This is a genomic window from Marinobacter oulmenensis, from assembly GCF_014201735.1.
In the GTDB taxonomy this organism is placed as follows: Bacteria; Pseudomonadota; Gammaproteobacteria; order Pseudomonadales; family Oleiphilaceae; genus Marinobacter; species Marinobacter oulmenensis.
Genome location: NZ_JACHFE010000001.1, coordinates 534,247 through 553,783 on the forward strand (window position 1 = coordinate 534,247; position 19,537 = coordinate 553,783).

Annotated in this window: 16 protein-coding genes; 7 read left to right on the plus strand and 9 right to left on the minus strand. The window is 60.8% G+C overall.

Annotation, left to right across the window (positions count from 1 at the left end; genetic code table 11):
* Positions 1–37: 37 nt before the first annotated feature.
* The gene (locus HNR38_RS02490) at positions 38–1,453 is read right to left on the minus strand and encodes a cbb3-type cytochrome c oxidase subunit I (protein WP_183699413.1); all 1,416 of its coding nucleotides are present in this window, start codon (positions 1,451–1,453) and stop codon (positions 38–40) included.
* A gap of 10 nt (positions 1,454–1,463) precedes the next feature.
* Positions 1,464–1,913, minus strand: a complete 450-nt coding sequence (locus tag HNR38_RS02495; protein WP_183699415.1) for a c-type cytochrome — start codon at positions 1,911–1,913, stop codon at positions 1,464–1,466.
* Between the two features lie 186 nt (positions 1,914–2,099).
* On the opposite strand from HNR38_RS02495, the gene HNR38_RS02500 reads away from it, so the two are divergent.
* Positions 2,100–3,017 (plus strand): AEC family transporter, encoded by a 918-nt coding sequence (locus tag HNR38_RS02500; RefSeq protein ID WP_183699417.1) that lies wholly within the window; start codon positions 2,100–2,102, stop codon positions 3,015–3,017.
* A gap of 14 nt (positions 3,018–3,031) precedes the next feature.
* Here the strand turns inward: HNR38_RS02500 and HNR38_RS02505 are convergent, their stop codons facing one another.
* Together HNR38_RS02505 and cadR are read right to left on the minus strand one after the other, a co-directional pair.
* Entirely contained in the window at positions 3,032–3,691 is a 660-nt protein-coding gene (locus tag HNR38_RS02505) for a cation transporter (protein WP_183699418.1), read from the minus strand.
* Between the two features lie 74 nt (positions 3,692–3,765).
* Entirely contained in the window at positions 3,766–4,218 is a 453-nt protein-coding gene (cadR, locus tag HNR38_RS02510) for a Cd(II)/Pb(II)-responsive transcriptional regulator (RefSeq protein ID WP_183699420.1), read from the minus strand.
* 110 nt (positions 4,219–4,328) lie between these two features.
* Here cadR and HNR38_RS02515 point away from each other — a divergent pair, with 110 nt between their 5' ends.
* Together HNR38_RS02515 and HNR38_RS02520 are read left to right on the plus strand one after the other, a co-directional pair.
* On the plus strand, positions 4,329–5,933 hold the full coding sequence (locus HNR38_RS02515; RefSeq protein ID WP_183699422.1) for a BCCT family transporter: 1,605 nt from the start codon (positions 4,329–4,331) through the stop codon (positions 5,931–5,933).
* A complete protein-coding gene (locus HNR38_RS02520) occupies positions 5,923–6,381 on the plus strand; it encodes a universal stress protein (RefSeq protein ID WP_183699429.1) in 459 nt (152 codons plus the stop codon). The genes HNR38_RS02515 and HNR38_RS02520 overlap by 11 nt, the downstream gene beginning before the upstream one ends.
* Here HNR38_RS02520 and HNR38_RS02525 read toward each other — a convergent pair.
* From HNR38_RS02525 to HNR38_RS02535, 3 genes are all read right to left on the minus strand, one after another.
* A complete protein-coding gene (locus tag HNR38_RS02525; protein ID WP_183699431.1) occupies positions 6,378–6,968 on the minus strand; it encodes an SCO family protein in 591 nt (196 codons plus the stop codon). The two genes, HNR38_RS02520 and HNR38_RS02525, sit on opposite strands and share 4 nt — an antisense overlap.
* Entirely contained in the window at positions 6,965–7,810 is an 846-nt protein-coding gene (locus HNR38_RS02530; protein WP_183699434.1) for a cytochrome c oxidase assembly protein, read from the minus strand. The genes HNR38_RS02525 and HNR38_RS02530 overlap by 4 nt, the downstream gene beginning before the upstream one ends.
* 102 nt (positions 7,811–7,912) lie before the next feature.
* The gene (locus HNR38_RS02535; RefSeq protein ID WP_183699436.1) at positions 7,913–9,445 is read right to left on the minus strand and encodes a cryptochrome/photolyase family protein; all 1,533 of its coding nucleotides are present in this window, start codon (positions 9,443–9,445) and stop codon (positions 7,913–7,915) included.
* A gap of 118 nt (positions 9,446–9,563) precedes the next feature.
* Between HNR38_RS02535 and hemN the strand changes: the two genes are divergently transcribed.
* The gene (hemN, locus tag HNR38_RS02540) at positions 9,564–10,982 is read left to right on the plus strand and encodes an oxygen-independent coproporphyrinogen III oxidase (RefSeq protein ID WP_183699437.1); all 1,419 of its coding nucleotides are present in this window, start codon (positions 9,564–9,566) and stop codon (positions 10,980–10,982) included.
* A gap of 26 nt (positions 10,983–11,008) precedes the next feature.
* Here hemN and HNR38_RS02545 read toward each other — a convergent pair whose 3' ends face one another.
* Together HNR38_RS02545 and HNR38_RS02550 are read right to left on the minus strand one after the other, a co-directional pair.
* A complete protein-coding gene (locus HNR38_RS02545; protein WP_183699439.1) occupies positions 11,009–13,747 on the minus strand; it encodes an EAL domain-containing protein in 2,739 nt (912 codons plus the stop codon).
* Positions 13,748–13,763: 16 nt separating this feature from the next.
* Entirely contained in the window at positions 13,764–15,794 is a 2,031-nt protein-coding gene (locus tag HNR38_RS02550) for a methyl-accepting chemotaxis protein (protein WP_183699441.1), read from the minus strand.
* A gap of 283 nt (positions 15,795–16,077) precedes the next feature.
* On the opposite strand from HNR38_RS02550, the gene ubiU reads away from it, so the two are divergent.
* The 3 genes from ubiU (at position 16,078) to HNR38_RS02565 (ending at position 19,516) form a co-directional block, all read left to right on the plus strand.
* A complete protein-coding gene (gene ubiU / locus HNR38_RS02555; RefSeq protein WP_183699443.1) occupies positions 16,078–17,073 on the plus strand; it encodes a ubiquinone anaerobic biosynthesis protein UbiU in 996 nt (331 codons plus the stop codon).
* A gap of 13 nt (positions 17,074–17,086) precedes the next feature.
* The gene (locus HNR38_RS02560; RefSeq protein ID WP_183699445.1) at positions 17,087–17,977 is read left to right on the plus strand and encodes a U32 family peptidase; all 891 of its coding nucleotides are present in this window, start codon (positions 17,087–17,089) and stop codon (positions 17,975–17,977) included.
* A gap of 105 nt (positions 17,978–18,082) precedes the next feature.
* Positions 18,083–19,516, plus strand: a complete 1,434-nt coding sequence (locus tag HNR38_RS02565; RefSeq protein ID WP_183699447.1) for a 4Fe-4S binding protein — start codon at positions 18,083–18,085, stop codon at positions 19,514–19,516.
* The last annotated feature ends 21 nt before the right edge of the window (positions 19,517–19,537 follow it).

Below are 19,537 nucleotides of genomic sequence, written 5' to 3' on the forward strand. Positions count from 1 at the left end.
GGTCAGGGCCGGCCGGAGCCGGCCCTGCAGGGTGGTTTTACGGGTTATCGATGGCCGGGCCCCGGACTTCCTCCGCCGGAGATGCCTGGCCCTTGATAAAGAAGCTGCCGAAGTACACCAGCAGGCCCGCCATGAAGAAGCAGCCGGCGACCAGTCGCATCCAGTAGAACAGTGAGATGTTGTCCTGAGTGGCCATGAACGACAGGGCTTCGCCGCTTTCCGGAATCCGCTGCAGCCAGATCTGGAGAATGCCGGCGCCGGTCAGGAACAGGGTGATGAACACCATGGCGATGGTCATCAGCCAGAACCCCCACATTTCTAGGATCTGCGCGGTGTTGCTGTTGCCATAGGGGCGCCCGCGCATGATCGGCATGGCATAGGAGATAATGGTCAGCACGATCATCACATAGGCGCCGTAGAAGGCCATATGCCCGTGGGCAGCAGTGATCTGGCTACCGTGGGTGTAGTAGTTCACCGGTGCCAGGGTATGCAGGAAACCCCACACGCCCGCGCCCAGGAAGGCCATCACCGAGGTGCCCATGGCCCAGAGCATGGCGGCCTTGTTGGGATGGTTCCGGCGTCGGCGGTTGATCATGTTGAAGGCGAACAGCACCATCATGAAGAACGGCAGCGGTTCCAGGGCCGAGAATACGGAGCCCAGCCACAGCCAGTAGTCGGGCGGCCCGATCCAGAAGAAGTGGTGCCCGGTACCGATAATGCCGGTGATCAGGGCCATGGCTATGATGACATAAAGCCACTTCTCGATGACCTCCCGGTCCACTCCGGTCAGCTTGATCAGAACGTAGGCCAGAATGGCGCCCATGATCAGTTCCCAGACGCCTTCCACCCAGAGGTGAACAACAAACCACCAGAAGTATTTGTCCTGGGTCAGATTGCCGGGGTTATAGAAGGAGAACAGCCAGAGCACTGCCAGACCGACCAGGCCAGTCATCAGCACAATGTTGACCACGGTCTTGCGGCCCTTGAGCGCCGTCATGCCGATGTTGTAGAGGAATGCGACCACAACCACGGCAATGCCGATCTTGGTGATGGTGGGCTGTTCCAGGAACTCCCGGCCCATGGTGGGCAGCAGCTTGTTCATGGTGACGTCCGCCAGAGTGGCGTAGTCCACAAAGAGGTACCCCAGAATGGTCAGGGTGCCGGCGGCCGCGAATACCCAGAACAGGATTTTCGCCAGCAGCGGGCTGTGCAGTTCCGTCTGGGCCTCTTCCGGTACCAGATAGTAGGTCGCGCCCATGAAGCCGAACAGCAGCCAGACAATCAGCAGATTGGTATGCACCATCCGCGCAACGTTGAAGGGGATTTCCGGGAACAGGAAATCACCGACAACGTACTGCAGCCCCAGAATCAGGCCGAACAGGATCTGTCCGGCAAACAGAATCAGGGCGAAGATGAAGTAGGGCATGGCGACCCTTTGGGATTCATATTTCATATCGGTTCCCTCAGCCTTCGATGTTGGGTGGCCAGTTGTTGTCGTCGATCTTGGAGGTCCACTCCAGGAAGGCGGCCAGGTCTTCGATTTCTTCGTCAGTGAGGCCGAAGTCCGGCATCTGGCGACGACCGGGGACGTTGGTCGGCATGGCGTTCATCCAGGCCTTGAGATAGGACTTGAAGACCTCCGAATCGCCACCACCACGGCGGTCGAATACGTTGGCCAGTTCCGGGGCGAAGTAGGCTCCTTCACCCATCAGGGAATGACAACCGACACAGTTGTTCTCTTCCCAGAGATGTTTGCCGCGCACCACCTGCTCAGTCAGCTGGTCGCGGTTGTCGCGCTCGGGCATGGCCCGGACCTGTGTGTCAAAAGTCAGGGCCAGGAACAGCAGGACGAAGAATGCACTTCCCCCCAGATATATGTTCCTGGCCATGCTTTTGGTAAAGCGCTCGGCCATAGGTCTCTCTCCTTGGTTGTTGGGAATACCTGACTGCCCCACTAGGATATAAACATGCATCTAAAATGCTATTGATGATTATCAAGCAGGGCCGGGTGTTTCTCTATTGCGCCGGGGAGTTACCCCAGGATGGGTAGGTGATAGACTGCTCCGCCTGTCGTATTGCCCGATGCTTCCGGAGATTCCATGGCTGCCGCGCTGGCTCTTTTTGTCAAACTGCTTCCGCTGTATATCACCGTCGCCCTTGGCTGGATTGCCGGGCGGTATCTGGAGGCTAGCGGTCGGCACATTGCCGGCATCATGCTGTACATCGTGACACCGTCGGTGGTGTTTTCCGGGGTGATGGCCGCGCCACTGAGCCCGGAGGTGATCCTGCTGCCCGGGCTGGTTTTCAGTTTCTGTACGGTGCTGGCGCTGGTGCACATGGCCCTTGCCCGGCGCCTGCTGAACGATGGCAGTGCGCCGGTGATTCCGCTGTCGGTGGGCACCGGTAATACCGGTTATTTCGGGATTCCGGTGGCGTTACTGCTGTTCGGGGAGGAGGGACTGGCGCTTTACATCGTCTGCATGCTGGGCACCACACTGTTCGAGACGTCAGTGGGCTTCTATCTGGCGGCGCGGGGCCGCTACAGCATCCGGGATGCCCTGAAGCGGGTGGTCCGGCTGCCGTCGGTGTATGCCTTCGCGCTGGCGGTGATGCTTAACCTGTCCGGCTTTACCATTCCCGATGTGTTCGTGCCCCTGTTCGATAACCTGCGTGGGGCCTACAGTATCTTCGGGATGATGATCATTGGTATGGGTATCGTGAGTTTCCGGGGGCTGGCCGGCAATCCGGTGTTCACTGGCCTGGCGTTCTTCGGCAAGTTTGTCGCCTGGCCGGCACTGGCGCTGCTGTTCTGGTGGGTTGATGCGCATTGGCTGGGCATCTACGACCGGGCGGTGTACCAGGCCATTTTCCTGATCTCCATCACCCCCATCGCTGCCAATACGGTGGTGATTGCCACCCTGCTGGACGCGGCTCCGAGGCAGGCGGCCGGCACGGCATTGTTGAGCACCCTGTTTGCGCTTGGTTTTATTCCGGTAATGATTGCTCTGGTGTTCTGAACACAACCGGCCCTTCAGGACCGGCTGTTGGTGGCGGGCTGAACCGGTGCGGCTTCTGTGCCGGTTCTGGCGCTGGCGATATCCGCCCGGGCATGACGGACAACACTGATACCGGCGGTTACTGCCAGGCTGCCCATGATGGCGGCGACCACCAGGTCCGGCCAGGCGGTGCCGGTGCCGAAAACGCCGACGGCGGCGAGCATGACCGCAAGATTACCGATGGCATCATTACGGCTGCACAGCCAGACCGAACGCATATCGGAATCCCCATCCCGGTACCGGAAAAGCAGTGCCGCCACGCCCACGTTGGCGGCCAGTGCCAGTACGCCGACCAGCCCCATGGTGAGTGGCTCCGGGGTAATGCCCGTGCGTACCACCCAGATGGCGCGAGCCCAGACAATCACGCCGAAACCCGTCATGGTCAGACCCTTGATCATGGCCGCCCGGCCACGCCAGAGCAGCCCCATGCCCAGGACGCTGAGAGAAAGCAGGTAGTTGGCGCTGTCGCCGAAGAAATCGATGGCATCGGCGAGCAGCGAGACAGAACCGGACTGCAGGCTGGCGATGCCTTCAATCAGGAACATGGCCAGATTGACCCAGAGGGCTACCCAAAGGGCCCGGCGAAATCCGGGAGCCGGTGACTTGGGTTGTGGTGCATCACAGGAACATGCCATGGAAACCTCCTGAACCGTGGATGCTTCCATTTAAAACCCTGAAGTTGCTACAGGGTCAAGCCTCTGGTTCCCGTTCAGCCCGGACCGTGGGTGCCCGGGATGTGATTGTCGGCCCCGGCGCCGCCCGGATCGCCGAGTTCGGAGGTCAGCCCTTCCAGGATGCCGCATTCGGCCACGGTTCGGCCATGGGAGCAGGCCTGTTGCAGCCGTTCCAGGGTGGCTTCAAGGTTGGCCAGTTCCTGCAGGCGCTCCCGGACATGGCTGAGGTGGCGGGTCAGTAGGGCATCCACGTCACTGCAGTCTGCGTCCGGGTTGTCAGCCAGTTGGATCAACTGGCGGATTTCATCCTGGGCCATATCCAGGCCCCGGCAGCGTCTGATAAACAGCAGACGGTCCAGATGAGCCTGCCGATAGGCCCGGTAACCGTTGTCCTGGCGCTCTGGTGCCGGCAACAGGCCAATTTTCTCGTAGTACCGGATGGTTTCTACAGGAATTCCGGATTTTTCTGAAATTTCACCGATTTTCACGCTCTCTGGCCCTGTCTTTTTGCGAACCTACGGTATTGTCGTAAATCTGCAGCGTTGCTACCGGTATGCTACAGTCGTTGCCTGTTTTGGCAAGGACAACGGAGGCTCTTGTGCTTGAGCGGCTGCAACGCCGACTGGGTCTGCAGACGATTCCCGGTATCTTTTTTACCTCTGCCGGCATCGCCATCCTGTTTGTGGCCCTGGCAATTCCCTTTGACGAGCAGGTGGCCGGTGCCTTTGGTGTACTGACTGGCTGGGTGGCCCGCAACCTGGGCTGGTTCTACATCCTGTCGGTTTCCTCCCTGCTGATTTTCCTGTTCGGGCTGGCGGTCAGCCGTTATGGCAGCATCCGCCTGGGCAGCGACGACAGCCGGCCGGACTATTCCAACCTGACCTGGTTCACCATGCTGTTTGCCGCCGGTATTGGCACCATTTTGATGTTCTGGGGCGTGGCTGAGCCGGTATCCCATTTTGCCAGCCCGCCGTTTGACGGCGTCAAGGCCGGCACGGAGCAGGCGGCGAGTGACGCCATGACCATCAGCCTGTATCACTTTGGCCTGCATACCTGGACCATCTTTGCCATGCCGGGGCTGGCGATTGGCTACTTCGCCTACCGTCACGACCTGCCCATGCGCATCAGCAGTCTGTTCTATCCCATTCTCGGGGAACGTATCTACGGCCCGCTGGGCTGGACCGTGGACGTCATCGCTGTGCTCGGTACGCTTTTCGGGGTTGCCACCTCCCTGGGACTGGGCACGCTGCAGTTGAACAGTGGCCTGAATTACCTGTTTGGAGTACCGACCTCCGGACTGGTGCAGGTGCTGCTGATCGCGGTGATCGCCAGTATTGCCGCCACGTCCGTGGCCCTCGGGCTGGACAAGGGCGTGCGTCGGCTGTCCCAGTTGAACATTGTGCTGGCGCTGCTGCTGATCCTGTTTGTGGCGGCCGTCGGGCCCACCGTGTTTATCGCCGAAGGCATGGTGCAGAGTATTGGTGATTACCTGGACGCCTTGCCCTGGCTGGCGTTCTGGACTGAAACCTTCAAGGAGACCGACTGGCAACGCCAATGGACCCTGTTCTACTGGGCCTGGACCATTTCCTGGGCGCCTTATGTGGGTATCTTCATTGCCCGGATTTCCCGGGGCCGCACCATTCGTGAGTTTGTCGCCGGTGTGCTGTTTGCGCCCACCGCTTTTACCCTGGTCTGGTTCGGGGTGTTCGGGCTGTCGGCCATCGATGTGGAGTCCGGCGGCCTGGTGGACCTGGCGACCCAGGTGGAAAACGATCCCTCGGTTGCCATCTTCGCCTTTCTGGAGGCCTTCCCGCTGGCCGAAGTGGCCTCGGCGCTGAGTGTTGTCATCATCGTCATTTTCTTCACCACCTCCTCGGATTCCGCCTCGCTGGTCATCGACATGCTGACCCGCCGTGAGGATCAGCCCTCGCTGGTCCGTCAGCGGATTTTCTGGGCCGCCGCCCAGGGCGTTGTGGCCGCGTCACTGCTGCTCGCCGGCGGGCTCGATGCCCTGCAGAATGTGATTACCTCACTGGGGCTGCCATTCTGCCTGCTGCTGTTGTTCATGGCGGTGTCGCTGTTCCGGGCGCTGCGGGCCGACTATCGTGGCTATGATGTGACCGAACTGGTTCAGGGGCGGGTGTTCCCGGAGGTGGAAGCCACCCCGACTCAAGTGAAACAGGAGAGCGACTATGTATCGTAAGCTGTTGATCGCCATCGATCCGGAAGACGATCACGAGGGCCGGAGAACCCTGGAGGCCGCGCTGGAACTCCTGGACGAGGACGGCGAGCTGCACCTCGCCAGTGTCTACAACCCGGGCGGCGGAGGCTTTTTCCCGCACGTTACGGAAGAAGCCCCCGAGGACCGCGAGAAAGCGGTTCGGGAAAGCCTGGATCTGCTGGTCCGCAAATACCTGCCGCTGAACCGGGAAGCGACCATTCATGTGGTGGCCGGCAGCATCGGTGACAAACTGGTCGCACTGGCTGGCCAGTTGGAGGTGGACCTGGTGCTGCTGGTGTCCCGGGGCAGTAACAGCCGCTGGTCCCTGCGCAAGGCGACCGTGGAGAACGTGGCGGTGAATGCGCCCTGCACGGTGATGGTGTTGCCGTCCCAGAAACTGGTGGATGCCGACGAGCCGGCAAAAGCTTAATCAGGCGCGGCGCTTGCCAGTTGGATCAGATCTTCGGTCACCTGTTCCGCGGTCAGGTCGGGGCGTAGCAGCAGGCGCGCTTCACCGGAGCGGTCGAAGGCATAGACAGCGCTGCTGTGGGAGACATTGTAATTGCCCTCGGCATCGGGTTCGTCGTAGCCGAAGGTGGTGCGATACCGTTTGGTCAGGTCCCGCAGCCGGGGTTCCGGTGCGGTGAGCCCCACTACCCGGTCGCCGAAGAAAGCCGCGTAACTTGCCAGCCGCTCCGGGGTATCCCGCTGTGGGTCGACACTGACGAACAGGATGGTGACGTCCCCGGCCAATGGGTCCGGCATGTCGTTGACCGCCCGGCGCAGCTTGGCAAGGGTGGCCGGGCAGACATCCGGGCAGGACGTGAAGCCAAAGTAGAGCAGGCGAACCTGGCCGCGGGAGTCTGCCGGGGTGACGGTGTCGCCGTTGGTGCCCTTGAGCTCGAAGGCGAGATCCGGCATCAGGCCCTGTATATCCTTGCCGTGCCAGTTTTCGGGTTCGGCCTGGCAGCCTGTCAGGGTCAGGGTGGCGAGCGCCACCGCAAGCCATCGAATCATGAGACGGTTTCTCCCTTCAGGTTTGGGGGCCGGCCTGCGGCCCGCTCGTCCTCGTGCATGGCCCGGCGTAGGAGGATCAGGATGGCCAGTACGCTCATCATCGCCGGCGGAATCCAGGTCAGCAGGCCACCCAGCAACTGGTCGGTCTCCGGCGCCATGGGCCAGGCGCGGCCACAGACTTCGTAGACGTCATAGACCATGCCCCGGGAGAACACGATCCAGGCGCCGAGAATCATCTGGGGCAGTGCCACCAGCGCCAGGATCAGCATCCGCTTGCCATAGCCCAGGGCGGTGCCGGAGGCCGGTGAGCGCGGGTCAAACATCAGCCACCAGAACAGCAGGCCGTCCAGCAGCATGCTCCAGTTCATCAGCCAGTACAGGTCCCGGGACAGCATGGCGTCAAAATGCACCGCCGGCCACAGCCAGAAGTAGATCAGGCCCACGAACAGGATCGGTGCGATCAGCGGATGCTGCAGCAACCGGTAGATCAGACCGAGTGGTTTCAACGCGCTGACCAAAACCGGAGACAGCCGCTGCTGCCAGAACCGGAATACCGGCAGAGGATTGGACAGGGCAATCAGGAAGGGCCCAATATGATGCAGGATCAGGTGCTGGCCCCGGTGGACAAAAAACATGTACTGGGAGTAGTAGTCGAACCGCGTCTGCATGACCCCGTAACACAACAGGACACCGACCACGAATGCCACGATGCGGACGGCGCCTGGCCTGTGATGCTCCGGCATGCGCAGCAGCGCATAGCCATAAGCTGCCAGCACCAGGACAAAGGCCAGGATGGTCAGTGGCGAATAGTCATAGGGCAGTAGAACGCCAAGCTCGGGCATGGACACCGGGTTCCAGAACAGGTGATCGGGTGGCTTTGTTATTCTCCCCTGAGTGTTGACCGGCTGGCCGTTGAATGCAAACCCGGGCGTCCGCCCGGCGGGTCAAAGCTGTTCCAGATTGGCCAGCAGGTACTCGGCCCGCTCCAGCAGCGCCTGGCGCTTCTCCGGCTTCTGCCGGTCCCAGTTCCGGTACATCATGCCCATGCGTGGATTGGCGGCGAAATCGGATCGGTGTCGGTCGATGAAGTGCCAGTACAGGGCGTTGAAGGGGCAGGCCCGCTCCCCGGTCGCATCCTGCACCCGGTAATGGCAGTGTTTGCAGTGATCGGACATGCGCTGGATGTACTTGCCGCTGGCGGCGTAGGGCTTGGACCCCAGGTAACCGCCATCGGCATGCATGACCATGCCCAGCACATTGGGCAGTTCCACCCAGTCATAAGCATCGGCGTAGACCGCCAGATACCAGTCGCAGATTTCCTCCGGTTTCACCCCGGCCAGCAGGGCAAAATTGCCGGTGACCATCAGGCGCTGGATGTGGTGGGCGTAGGCGTTTCGGCGGGTGGCGTCGATGGCTTTATGCATGCAGCGCATCCTGGTCTCGCCGGTCCAGTAGAACCAGGGCAGGGCGCGGCTGTTGCCCAGCCGGTTTTCCCGGGCATAACCGGGCATGTGCAGCCAGTAGATGCCCCGCACGAACTCTCGCCAGCCCAGAATCTGGCGTACGAATCCTTCCACCGCATTCAGGGGGGCGCGTCCCGAATACCAGGCTTGCACCGCCGTTTCGCAGACGCTCAGCGGATCGAGCAGGCCGCAGTTGATGTAGGGCGAGAGAACGGCGTGGAACAGCCAGTCCTCGCTGTCTGAAATGGCGTCCTGATAGTCACCAAAGCAGGGCAGGGCGAAGTCAATGAAGTGTGCCAGGGCCGCCTGGGCGTCATCGGCCGTGACGGCAAAGTGAAAATCCCCGGTGGTGCCGAAGTGGTCGGCGAAATGGGTGTCCACCAACTGGATCACCTCTCGGGTGATGGCGTCCGGTTCCACCCGGAAGGGAGCAGGGGCCGGTGGCTTGCCGGACCATTTTTTCCGGTTGTCGGCGTCGAAGTTCCATTGCCCGCCTTCGGGCTGGCCTTCTGGTGTCATCAGCAGACCGGTCTTGCGCCGCATTTCCCGGTAGAAAAACTCCATACGCAGCTGTTTGCGGCCCTCCGCCCATTGGGCGAACTCCGTCTTGCTGGCGATAAAGCGAGTGTCCGGGCGGATTTCCACGGGCACTCCAAGACGCTCGTGCCACTGGGCGATCTGCTCATGCAGGCGCCACTCGCCACACTCGGTGGTGATCACCCGGTCAAAATCCCCCTGTTTCAGCTGATCGGCCACGACCGACTCCAGGCTTTGAGCGGAGTTGTCCGGGTGATAGCTCTGGTAATGAACGGAATAGCCTGCGGCCTTCAGTTCATTGGCAAAGTGGCGCATGGCGCTGAACAGCAGCACCAGTTTTTTGCGGTGATGGTTGGTGTAGCCGGCTTCCTCGGCGGCCTCGGCCATGACGATGAGGTCCCGCTCTGGGTCGGCGTCACTCAGTGCCGAAAGTGACCGGCTCAACTGGTCGCCGAGCACGAGGATGAGATTGGCCATGGTTGGCTCCGTTACATGTCAGGGTTCTGATACACTCGACTGATACGCGTCAACTGCAATATACGGCCACTCAGGCATAATACTGTCTGCCGATCCTTTTACGTTCAGAGTTTTGATTATGGCCTCCGATAACGCTGCTTCTGCACAGAACATTGAATTGCCCGCTTTTATCTGGGATGACAACCTCATACGCCGCTACGACCTGAGCGGACCACGGTATACATCCTACCCAACGGCCGTGGAGTTTGACCGTAATTACTCCGTGGAAGACATGGTCAAAGCGGCGGCCCGCAGCAAGGCCTCCGGTGGCCCGATTTCGCTGTATACCCACCTGCCGTTCTGTGCCCACCTCTGTTACTACTGCGCCTGTAACAAGGTGATCACCAAGAAACGCGACAAGGCCATGCCTTACGTTGAGCGCATCCTGAAAGAAGCAGCCATGCAGTCGAAACTGTTTGGCGCGGACCGGCCGGTACAGCAGTTGCATTGGGGCGGCGGCACGCCCACCTTCCTGCCGGAGCAGGAAATGCGCATGTTGATGTCGGGTTATGCCGAGCACTTCAACCTGCAATCCGGGGATGACCGGGACTACAGTGTCGAGATCGACCCCCGTGAGGTGGACGACCACACCCTGGCTACCCTCTGGGATATCGGCTTCAACCGGATCAGCCTCGGCGTCCAGGACGTCAATCCTGTGGTGCAGAAGGCGGTGAACCGGGTACAGCCCCGGGATATGACCGAAGCGGTGCTGAACGAATCCCGCCGTCTTGGCTTCCGTTCCATCAGTCTCGACCTGATCTACGGCCTGCCGCACCAGACCCCGGAGAGTTTTGCCGACACCCTGGAAGCGGTGCTGGAGATGTCGCCGGACCGGCTGTCGATTTTCAGTTATGCGCACCTGCCGGATCGTTTCTATCCGCAGACCCGCATTCAGGCAGACACCCTGCCGACACCGCAGCAGAAACTGACCATCCTGCACAATACCATCAACCGGCTGTTGGAAGCCGGCTATGAATACATCGGTATGGATCACTTTGCCAAGCCGGATGACAGCCTGGCGGTGGCCCAGCGCGAAGGCCGGCTACACCGGAATTTCCAGGGCTACACCACTCATTCCGACTGTGACCTGGTGTCCCTGGGCGTGTCGGCCATTGGTCAGACCGACGATGCCTACTTCCAGAACAACCATGACCTGGAAGCCTGGGAAAAGTCCATCGACGCCGGCCAGTTGGCCATTATCCGTGGCGTGGGGCTGACTCGTGATGACCGTATCCGCCGTTGGGTGATTGGCCAGTTGATCTGCCAGTTCCGTCTGGACCGCCAGCAGTTTGTGGATCAGTGGGACGAGGATTTCGACGCTTACTTCGCCGATGAGCTCAAGCGCCTGAAGCCGATGATGGAAGATGAGCTGATCGGCGATGACGGGCGGATTCTGCAGGTTCAGCCCGCCGGTCGGCTGCTGATCCGGGCTATCTGCCAGATCTTCGATCTCTACCGCAAAGAAGGCGCCAGCCAGCGTTTCTCCCGCATTATCTGATTGCCTTTCTCGTGGCGCCGGCCAGGTCAGCCGACCTTGCGCTGGCGCCACGCTGGCGGTGTCTGCCAGCCCTGTAACCAGCCTGCCACTTCCCCGGCGGGCATCGGGCGGGCAATGCCGTAACCCTGACCGTGGAAACAGCCGAGTTCGATCAGCTCACAGCCCTGGTCGATGGTCTCGACCCCTTCCGCAATGACCTCGAACCCGAACGCACGGGCCAGGCCGATAATGCCTTTGACAATGGCGAGATTGCCCCGGCCGGCGTCCATATCCCGGACGAAACTCTGGTCGATTTTCAGGGTGTCGGCTGGCAGCCGTTTCAGGTAGTCGAGCGCGGCATAGCCGGTGCCAAAGTCATCCAGCGAGACCTTGACCCCCAGTTTGCGGCATTCGGCAAGCACCGTCGCCGCCCGGTCGATGTCATTGATGGCAGCGCTTTCCAGCACTTCCAGCTCCAGTCGTGACGGATCGAAGCCAGGGTGGTGGCGGAGGTGCCGTTTGAGGCTGGCAATAAAATCCGGGGCCAGCAGTTGGGTCGCGTTGATGTTGACGCTCACGCCGGTTGTCAGGCCCTCACTCTGCCACCGTTGAACCTGATCAATCGCCATTTCAATGACCCGGTCGCCGATGGCGATGGATATCGGGTGCAGCTCCACCGCAGGCAGGAAGTCTCCCGGTGATACCATTCCGTGGTCCGGGTCCTGCCAGCGTAGCAGGGCTTCAACGCCCAGCAGCCGACCGGTCAGCATATCCACCTTGGGCTGGTAGTGCAGTTGCAGTTCGTCGTTGGCCAGGGCTCTTTCAAGCCGTTGCAGCAGGTCTGAAAAGTCGCTCTGGTTTCGTCCGTGGGCCGGATCGAACCAGCTGAGCCTGGCCCGACCATTATGCTTGGACTGATGCAGGGCTTCGGTGGCGTGGCGGATCAGAGTGTCAGCGTCGGCGTTATCGTCGGGGAAACCGGTGGCGCCGATGCTGGTGGTCAGCGCGGCGGTATGACCGTTGAATTCAATGGGGGCGGACAGCTCATCCAGCAGCCGCTCCATCAGCATCTGTCCTTCGGTGAGGCTGCCCAGTTGCTCGACAACCACCAGAAATTCGTCGCCGCCAATCCGGGCCAGGGTGTCGGAATCCCGGATCATGCCGCGCAGGCGTTTGGCGATGCGTTCAATCAGAACATCGCCGGAGGCATGGGTGTATTGCTCGTTGATGGTGCTGAAATGGTCCAGGTCCAGAGCTGCGACGATAATCTGGGTGCCGGTGCGCCTGGCCAGCGTCAGGGCATGGTCCAGGCGGTCCCGGAGCAGGATCTGATTGGGCAGGCCAGTTAACGGGTCGTGGTAGGCCCGGTATTCCAGCTGACGCTGGTGCTCCAGTGCGCGGTCAGTGATGTCGGAGGAGACCGCCACGTAGTTTTCGATGTTGCCCTGGCGGTTGCGAATAGCGCTGATGGTGGTCAGCTCGGCAAAAAACTCCCCGTTTTTCCGGCGGTTCCAGATTTCTCCCTGCCACGTGCCTTCGGAATTTAGCTGCTGCCAGAGTTCCCGGTAGAAGGACTTGTCCTGGCGGCCGGACTGGAGCATGTTCGGGTTCTGTCCCAGCACTTCTTCCCGGCTGTAGCCGGTGTTGCGTTCAAAGGCATCATTGATCTCAATGATCCGGGCCTGCTGGTCGGTCACGGTAATCCGGTCATGGGTATGCTCGAACACCGCCTGGGACAGCAGCAGGCGCCAGTGGGTCTGGCGGAAGATCAGGATGGCGAAGGTCATGCAGGCCAGCAGCGTCAGCGGTGATATCAGCAGATAGCGCCAGAGTTCCTCGGTGGCCGAAAACATCAGGTCATCGGTGAGCGTATGGATGTCATCGGCGAGCAGGGATTCCACCTGGGTCAGGCGGTCCATCCGGGCTGTTTGCCAGGTAAACCACTGTCGGGGCGAGACGTCGGTGTTGTCCAGGATGGGGCCTGAAATCTCAAGCAGCCTGTCCCGAAACCGGATGGCAGGGGAAGCGGCCGTCAGGCCGGTATACCGGGAAGTGTTGCTCAGTTGGTGCGATAGCTGGTTCTGGACGCTTGCCTGTCTTGCCAGCAGCGTCTGCAGCTGTGCACGGTTCTCTTCGGTCAGTGCTCCGGACAGCAGTGCCCGGGTAATGAGCAATCGCTCCTGCCCCAACAACTCCTTGAGCTGTTTGATGATGAAGTAGGCATGCAGCTTGCGACCAAGCTGGTTGTCGCTGGGCATGCCTGATAGCCGTCCGGTCAGGTTGTTCAGTTCCTGCACAAGGTTGCTGAAATACACACTGATGTGCTCGGCTGTCGCCAGTTGCCGATCGATGTCATTTCTCAGTGCCCGTAGCTGGAGCAGGGATTCGCTTAAGGCCCTGAGGTCGCTCAGATAGGGCGTGGCGGACGCACGGGTAGTCGACTGGTCCAGTGCCTGGCGCAGGGAATTGAACACCTCGTCGGTGGCCGTCCGGGCCTGGTTCAGTTCCGTTCGGATAGCCGGGGACGCCTGTTCTGCGAAGATGACGCTCAGGCCCCGTTCCAGCTGAAGGTGGCCGGCGAGACGGCCGGATTCAATGGCGAGATCGGTATAGTGCTCCATTCGCGCCATGTCACGGGTGGTTTGATAACGTTCAACCCCGCTGGAGACCGACATCCACACGACGGCAATGACCAGAGGCGTGAATGCCAGCACAAAGCGAACCGACAGGGGCAGTCGGTCAAACTCTTTGAATGCTCTTTCCAACCAGGGGGTGCGTTCGCTCAAATTCAGTTATCCGGCCTCAAGGGTTTTTCTGGCTGACCTTGAACTCATTGGCCAGATCCTGCAGCTGGCGGGCCAGTCTGGCCTGCTCTTCGGTCACTTGTGTGATTTCCTGGGAGCTGGTCAGTGACAGTATGGCGACTTCGCTGACCGACTCCATGTTACCAGCCAGTTCCCGGGTGACTGCAACCTGTTCCTCCGAGGCGGTCGCGATGTGGCTGGCCATATCGGAGATGGAACCGACATCGTTGAGGATGTCGGCGAAGGCCTGTTCCATGTCCCGGGCCTGATCGCAGGTCTCATCCGCCAGCCTTTGGCTGGCGATGATGGAGCGGCTGGCGTTTTCTGTCACTTCCCTGAAACCGTTGATGATTTCTTCAATCCGTGTGGTGGAATCGTGGGTCTGTTGTGCCAGGGTTCTCACTTCGTCTGCCACCACTGCAAAGCCGCGGCCGTGTTCTCCGGCCCTCGCTGCCTCAATGGCCGCATTCAGGGCCAGCAGATTGGTCTGGTCGGCTACTTTTCGGATGACATCCACGACGTCGCTGATGGAGGTGCTGCGTTCCTCCAGTTGCTCGATGACGTGATTGACCTCCTGAACCGAATCCGCCAGGGATCGGGTTTTCGAGACACTGCTGTGCAGGACCTTCTCCCCGTTCTGGCTTTTTTCGGTAGCGCGATTGGCCGCGTCGGCTACTTCCTGGGTGTTCTGGGAAATTTCCTCGGAGGTCGTTGTCATTTGCTCGGTAGCGGCAGCCACCTGTTCAATCTGCTCCTGTTGGCGTTTCACCTGAGTGGCGTTCTGGCCAGCCGTGGAACTGGTCTCTTCGGTGGCCGTGGCCAGTTGGACGCTGGACCGGTCAATCTGCAACAGGGCTGCGCTGAATTTCGAAAACAGGTCATTGATGGCCTGTGCAATGGTGCCGGTCTCATCGCGACTGGTAACAGGAATGGTATGGGTCAGGTCCTTGGTATCCATGGCCTGCTGCAGGTTACCCAGAAGACTGTTCACCTGCCGGTGGATGGCGCGGATGATGACGATCATCAGCAGGATGACCAGCACAATCGCGCCCGTGGCAATCAACGAGGCGAAGACCAGTTCCTGGCGGGCGCTGTTAACGGAGGTTTCCGCCAACTGGCCAATCTGGTCCAGCAGAGACTGGCGGGTCACGTTCATCGCATCAATACGGTTGGTGGTGGCCTGGAACCAGTCGCCCGCATCCAGTGCGTACATGCCGGAAACACTGCTGAACAGGGTCTCTCTCTGTTCGGCGATGGCCTGGTGCTCAGGGGTATCATTAAACCTTTCAACAAGCCCGCGAACCGTGTTGTTGGATGGCAGCATCGCGGTTGCCGTGTTCATGTAGGCCTGTTGTTGTCCGTCCAGGGAGGCCAGAGTGTCCAGAATGCCGAGCTTGAAGTCACCACTGCGTATGAGACCTGCGCCAATCGCCCGCTCACGACCAGCTCTTTCTGCGGCTTCAGCCAGGGCCTGGTAGGCGGCAATCCGGCGGGTGAGCTCAGGATCCGATGCCCGGCGTATCAGAAGCGAGGTGCGATTGATCACTTCCATGATGAGCCCGGTATACCGGGCTGCGGATTCTGCGGTGGCGAGGTTGCGTTCGCTGACTGATGTCCTGAGGCTGCCAAGGTCTGCCATGGCATCACGGAATTCTCCGATGCTGGCCTGAACCGTGGCGTCGAACGAGGCGTCGCCAAGCAGCTTCTCCAGTCCCTGGCGGTACGCCGTGTAGGCCTGATCGGTCTTCTGCCGCTGCCGGGTAAGGTTATCGCTGGCCTGCTGGGCAGAGCCGGTATCCTCCCGGCTGGATACGTAAATGGCTGAGCGGCCCCGCTCCCGTTGCAGTTCTTCCACCACCGGGTCGCCAAGCCTGGCCAGACTTACCAGTGCCTGGAGCTGTTGCATACCGGACAACTGATTGAGGTTGCGTGTAACGCTCTGAGCAGCAAAAAACAGGATGACCAGCAGGGCGGGCAGCACCAGGGTGATCAGTTTGCCGCGCATCGACAGATTGTTCAGGAGATTCATCGACTGAGCCTCTTTACCGATTTTGCGGGGGATTATGAATACATCAGGGTCGTTGGTGTATCGGCGGTTTGGGGTAAATGTTGAGGTAGTTCATACCCTGTAACGCTTTGTTACCAGGCCATATCATGCTGATTGGACTGGTAATATTCCCAGGTAAGGGAAAATGCGTAGGGTACTACCATATGGGTAGCAATGACTTTCCCGCTTTCCGCTGACGAAGGTCAAGGAGAGGTAGGGGCGGTATGGTTATGGTGCTGGCAGTTTTTGTAACCCGGAGAACGTCATGGAACTTGTCTGCCCCGCCGGCAGTCTGCCAGCCCTGAAAACCGCCGTGGATAACGGCGCTGATGCCGTTTACCTTGGCTTTCGTGACAGCACAAACGCGCGCCAGTTTGCCGGCCTGAACTTCAACGACAAGCGCGCTGCCGAGGGTATCCAGTATGCCCATAACCATGGCAGCCGGGTGTTCTGCGCCATCAATACCTATCCCCAGCCGGATGGTTGGGAACAGTGGAAAGCGGCAGTGGACCGGGCTGCCGCTCTGGGTGTCGACGCCATTATCCTGGCCGACATGGGGCTGCTGGATTACGCCGCCAACCGCTACCCGGACATGGCCCGCCATCTCTCGGTACAGGGTTCCGCGACCAGTTACGAGGCGCTTTCCTTTTATAAGGACAATTTCGGTATTCGCCGTGCGGTGCTGCCCCGGGTGCTGTCTCTGGATCAGGTTCGGGGCGTGGCCCGTCAAAGTCCGGTGGAACTGGAGGTCTTTGCCTTCGGCAGCCTGTGCATCATGGCCGAGGGCCGGTGCTATCTGTCCTCCTACCTGACTGATGAATCCCCGAACACCCGGGGCGCCTGTTCTCCGGCCAAGGCCGTGCGCTGGCAGGAAACGCCCCGGGGGCTGGAGTCCCGTCTGAACGACGTGCTGATTGACCGCTATGGTCCCGGTGAACCGGCTGGCTACCCGACCCTGTGCAAGGGCCGGTTCGAGGTTGGCGGCAGCGTCTATCACGCCATTGAGGAGCCGGTGAGCCTGAACACCATGGACCTGTTGCCGGAACTGCAGTCACTGGGCATCAGTGCCGTGAAGATCGAGGGCCGCCAGCGCAGCCCCGCCTATATTGCCGATGTGGCTCGCACCTGGCGTCAGGCGCTGGACAGCCTGGGCCGGGCCCCGGAGGAATACGCCGTGAAAGATGCCTGGCGCAGCACGTTGTCGGGGCTCTCCGAGGGAGGCCTGACCACCCTCGGGGCCTATCACCGCAAGTGGAAATAAGGTTCTGCCAATCATGATGAAACTATCACTGGGCCCGATTCTGTGGTTCTGGTCCAAACAGACCGTATTTGATTTCTACGGCAAGGCGGCCGACTGGCCGGTGGATACGATTTACCTGGGCGAGGCTGTCTGCTCCCGGCGCCGGGAGCTCAAGCCCGATGACTGGTTTGCCTTGGCGCGGGACCTCAAGGCCTGCGGCAAGGAGGTGGTGCTGTCGACCCAGACCCTGATCGAGTCGGAAGCAGACCTGCGGCGCCTGCGCCGGATCTGCGAGCAGGATGACTTCCTGGTGGAGGCCAATGACCAGAGTGCATTACAGGTTGCAGCCCGCAACGGTATTCCGTTTGTGACCGGGCCATCCATGAATATTTACAATGTTGCCACCCTGAAAGTGCTGGCGCGTCAGGGGCTCAAAGGCTGGAACCTGCCTGTTGAGCTGGGCAAGGAAACCCTGGGCCAACTGATCGACGGAATACGGGATGAAGGGCTGGATCTGCCCGCAGAAGTCTTCGCGTGGGGCTTTCTGCCCCTGGCCTGGTCGTCCCGGTGCTTTACCGCCCGGCACTACAACCTGCCCAAGGACAACTGCGAGTTCCGCTGCCTGCAGCACCCGGACGGCCTGGAGCTGAGGTCACGGGAATCCCGCGAACTGTTCCGCCTGAACGGTATTTCCACGCTCTCCGGCGCCCGCTATGACCTGATGCGCGAAATGCCCGAGATGGAGCGCATGGGCGTCAACACTGTCAGGCTGAGCCCCGAGCACCAGGGCATGGAGGCAGTGGTCCGGCGTTTTGATCAGGTGCGCCGGGGCGAGGTGCCACAGACCGATCCATTACAGCTGGTTGAGGCACCGCCCTGTAACGGCTACTGGTACGGCAGGCCGGGAATGGATCTGGTCGGCTGATTGAAAATTGAACGGTAACCGTTTTCATCCGCGTAATTTGATAAGAATCATTATTGATAGACCTTATCTGGAGTAGTTTAGGCATGGTTGATCCAGGGAGATGCCATGCAACCTATTCCCGCCACGAACGTTACCGAGCCGGCCAGTCCCCGTCGCTTCAGTATTGACACGGCACCGGTTACGGAGAGCCCGGCCACCGAGCACATGCTGGCTCGTCTGCGGCCCTGGCTGCCCTGGGTACACCTGGCGATGTTCGTGGTGTTCCTGGCGGTGCTGGTGGTGCCGGTTTATCTGCCCGAGTCTTCCGAACAGGCCACCTTCCTTGATGACGGCCGCGTGCTGGCCAACTACCTGCTCTGGGGCGTCTGGTTTCCGCTGGTGTTTTTCTCGGTCGTGGTGACCGGCCGGAGTTGGTGCGGCTTTCTCTGCCCGATGGGCGCCGCTTCGGAACTCGTCAACCGGCATGGCCTGCAGCGCCGGACCCCGGCCTGGATTCGCTGGCCGGGCACGCCCATCCTCAGTTTTATCGTCATTACCCTGTTAGGGCAGACGACTGGCGTCCGTGATCACCCGGAAGCCGCCCTGGAAATCTTCGGCGGCACCTTCCTGCTGGCCATTCTGGTGGGCTGGCTTTGGGGCCGGAACAAGCGGGTCTGGTGCCGGCACCTGTGCCCCATCGGCCTGCTGCTTGGTGTCTTTGCCCGACTGGGCGCGGTCCAGCTCTCCCCCCGCAAGCGAAAAGACGGCCCCGATGCGCTGACCGACAAGACCATCTGCCCCACCTATATTGACCTGCCCCGCAAACGTGCCGCCCGGCATTGCATTGAATGCATGCGCTGCATCCTGCCCGGGCATCAGGCGGGGCTGGCGGTGTCTTTCCGCCGCCCCGGGCAGGAACTGGAATCGATCCGCAAGCATGCGCCCGACGGCTGGGAAACCCTGTTTATCTTCCTGGGCGCAGGGATTGCCCTGGGTGGTTTCCTTTGGCTGGTATTGCCTTTCTACAACGTCTGGCGTCAGGCCCTGGGTACCTGGTTCATCGAGCAGGGCCAGTACTGGATTGGCGAACCCGGTCCGGCCTGGCTGATGAGCGTGCACCCCGAACGGCGGGAGGTGTTCCGCTGGCTCGACTTCTTCATGATCACCGGCACCATGATGACGGTCATGGTGCTGTCCGCTCTGGTCCTTGGCGCCGCTTCCTGGGGCAGCGCCCTGATCGCGAGATGGCTTGGGGGTGCGCCCCAGTTGTTTCGCGCCACCGTGCAGATTGGCTATAGCCAGGCCCCCGTTGCCCTGATGGCCCTGATGATCGGGCTGGCCACCGAGTTGTTCACGCCTTTCCTGCGGCTGGGGATGGCCCCGGCAGTGGTGAATGATGTGAAGGCGGCCATGATTCTGCTGGGCTGGTTCTGGAGCCTCTGGCTGGCCTGGCGGATTCTGGCTGGTCTGGGCGTTGACCGGGGGCGTGTCTGGGCCGTCCTGCCAGCGGCCATGGGCAGCAGTGCCATGGCGGCGGCCTGGTGGATGGCCGTGCTTTGAGCCTTTTCAATTTTGTCTGAA

Coding starts and splice junctions, on each gene's coding strand:
- HNR38_RS02490 (WP_183699413.1), bottom strand. CDS start 1,453: ATGAAATATGAATCCCAAAGGGTCGCCATGCCCTACTTCATCTTCGCC.
- HNR38_RS02495 (WP_183699415.1), bottom strand. CDS start 1,913: ATGGCCGAGCGCTTTACCAAAAGCATGGCCAGGAACATATATCTGGGG.
- HNR38_RS02500 (WP_183699417.1), top strand. CDS start 2,100: ATGGCTGCCGCGCTGGCTCTTTTTGTCAAACTGCTTCCGCTGTATATC.
- HNR38_RS02505 (WP_183699418.1), bottom strand. CDS start 3,691: ATGGCATGTTCCTGTGATGCACCACAACCCAAGTCACCGGCTCCCGGA.
- HNR38_RS02520 (WP_183699429.1), top strand. CDS start 5,923: ATGTATCGTAAGCTGTTGATCGCCATCGATCCGGAAGACGATCACGAG.
- HNR38_RS02525 (WP_183699431.1), bottom strand. CDS start 6,968: ATGATTCGATGGCTTGCGGTGGCGCTCGCCACCCTGACCCTGACAGGC.
- HNR38_RS02530 (WP_183699434.1), bottom strand. CDS start 7,810: ATGCCCGAGCTTGGCGTTCTACTGCCCTATGACTATTCGCCACTGACC.
- HNR38_RS02535 (WP_183699436.1), bottom strand. CDS start 9,445: ATGGCCAATCTCATCCTCGTGCTCGGCGACCAGTTGAGCCGGTCACTT.
- hemN (WP_183699437.1), top strand. CDS start 9,564: ATGGCCTCCGATAACGCTGCTTCTGCACAGAACATTGAATTGCCCGCT.
- HNR38_RS02550 (WP_183699441.1), bottom strand. CDS start 15,794: ATGAATCTCCTGAACAATCTGTCGATGCGCGGCAAACTGATCACCCTG.
- ubiU (WP_183699443.1), top strand. CDS start 16,078: ATGGAACTTGTCTGCCCCGCCGGCAGTCTGCCAGCCCTGAAAACCGCC.
- HNR38_RS02560 (WP_183699445.1), top strand. CDS start 17,087: ATGATGAAACTATCACTGGGCCCGATTCTGTGGTTCTGGTCCAAACAG.
- HNR38_RS02565 (WP_183699447.1), top strand. CDS start 18,083: ATGCAACCTATTCCCGCCACGAACGTTACCGAGCCGGCCAGTCCCCGT.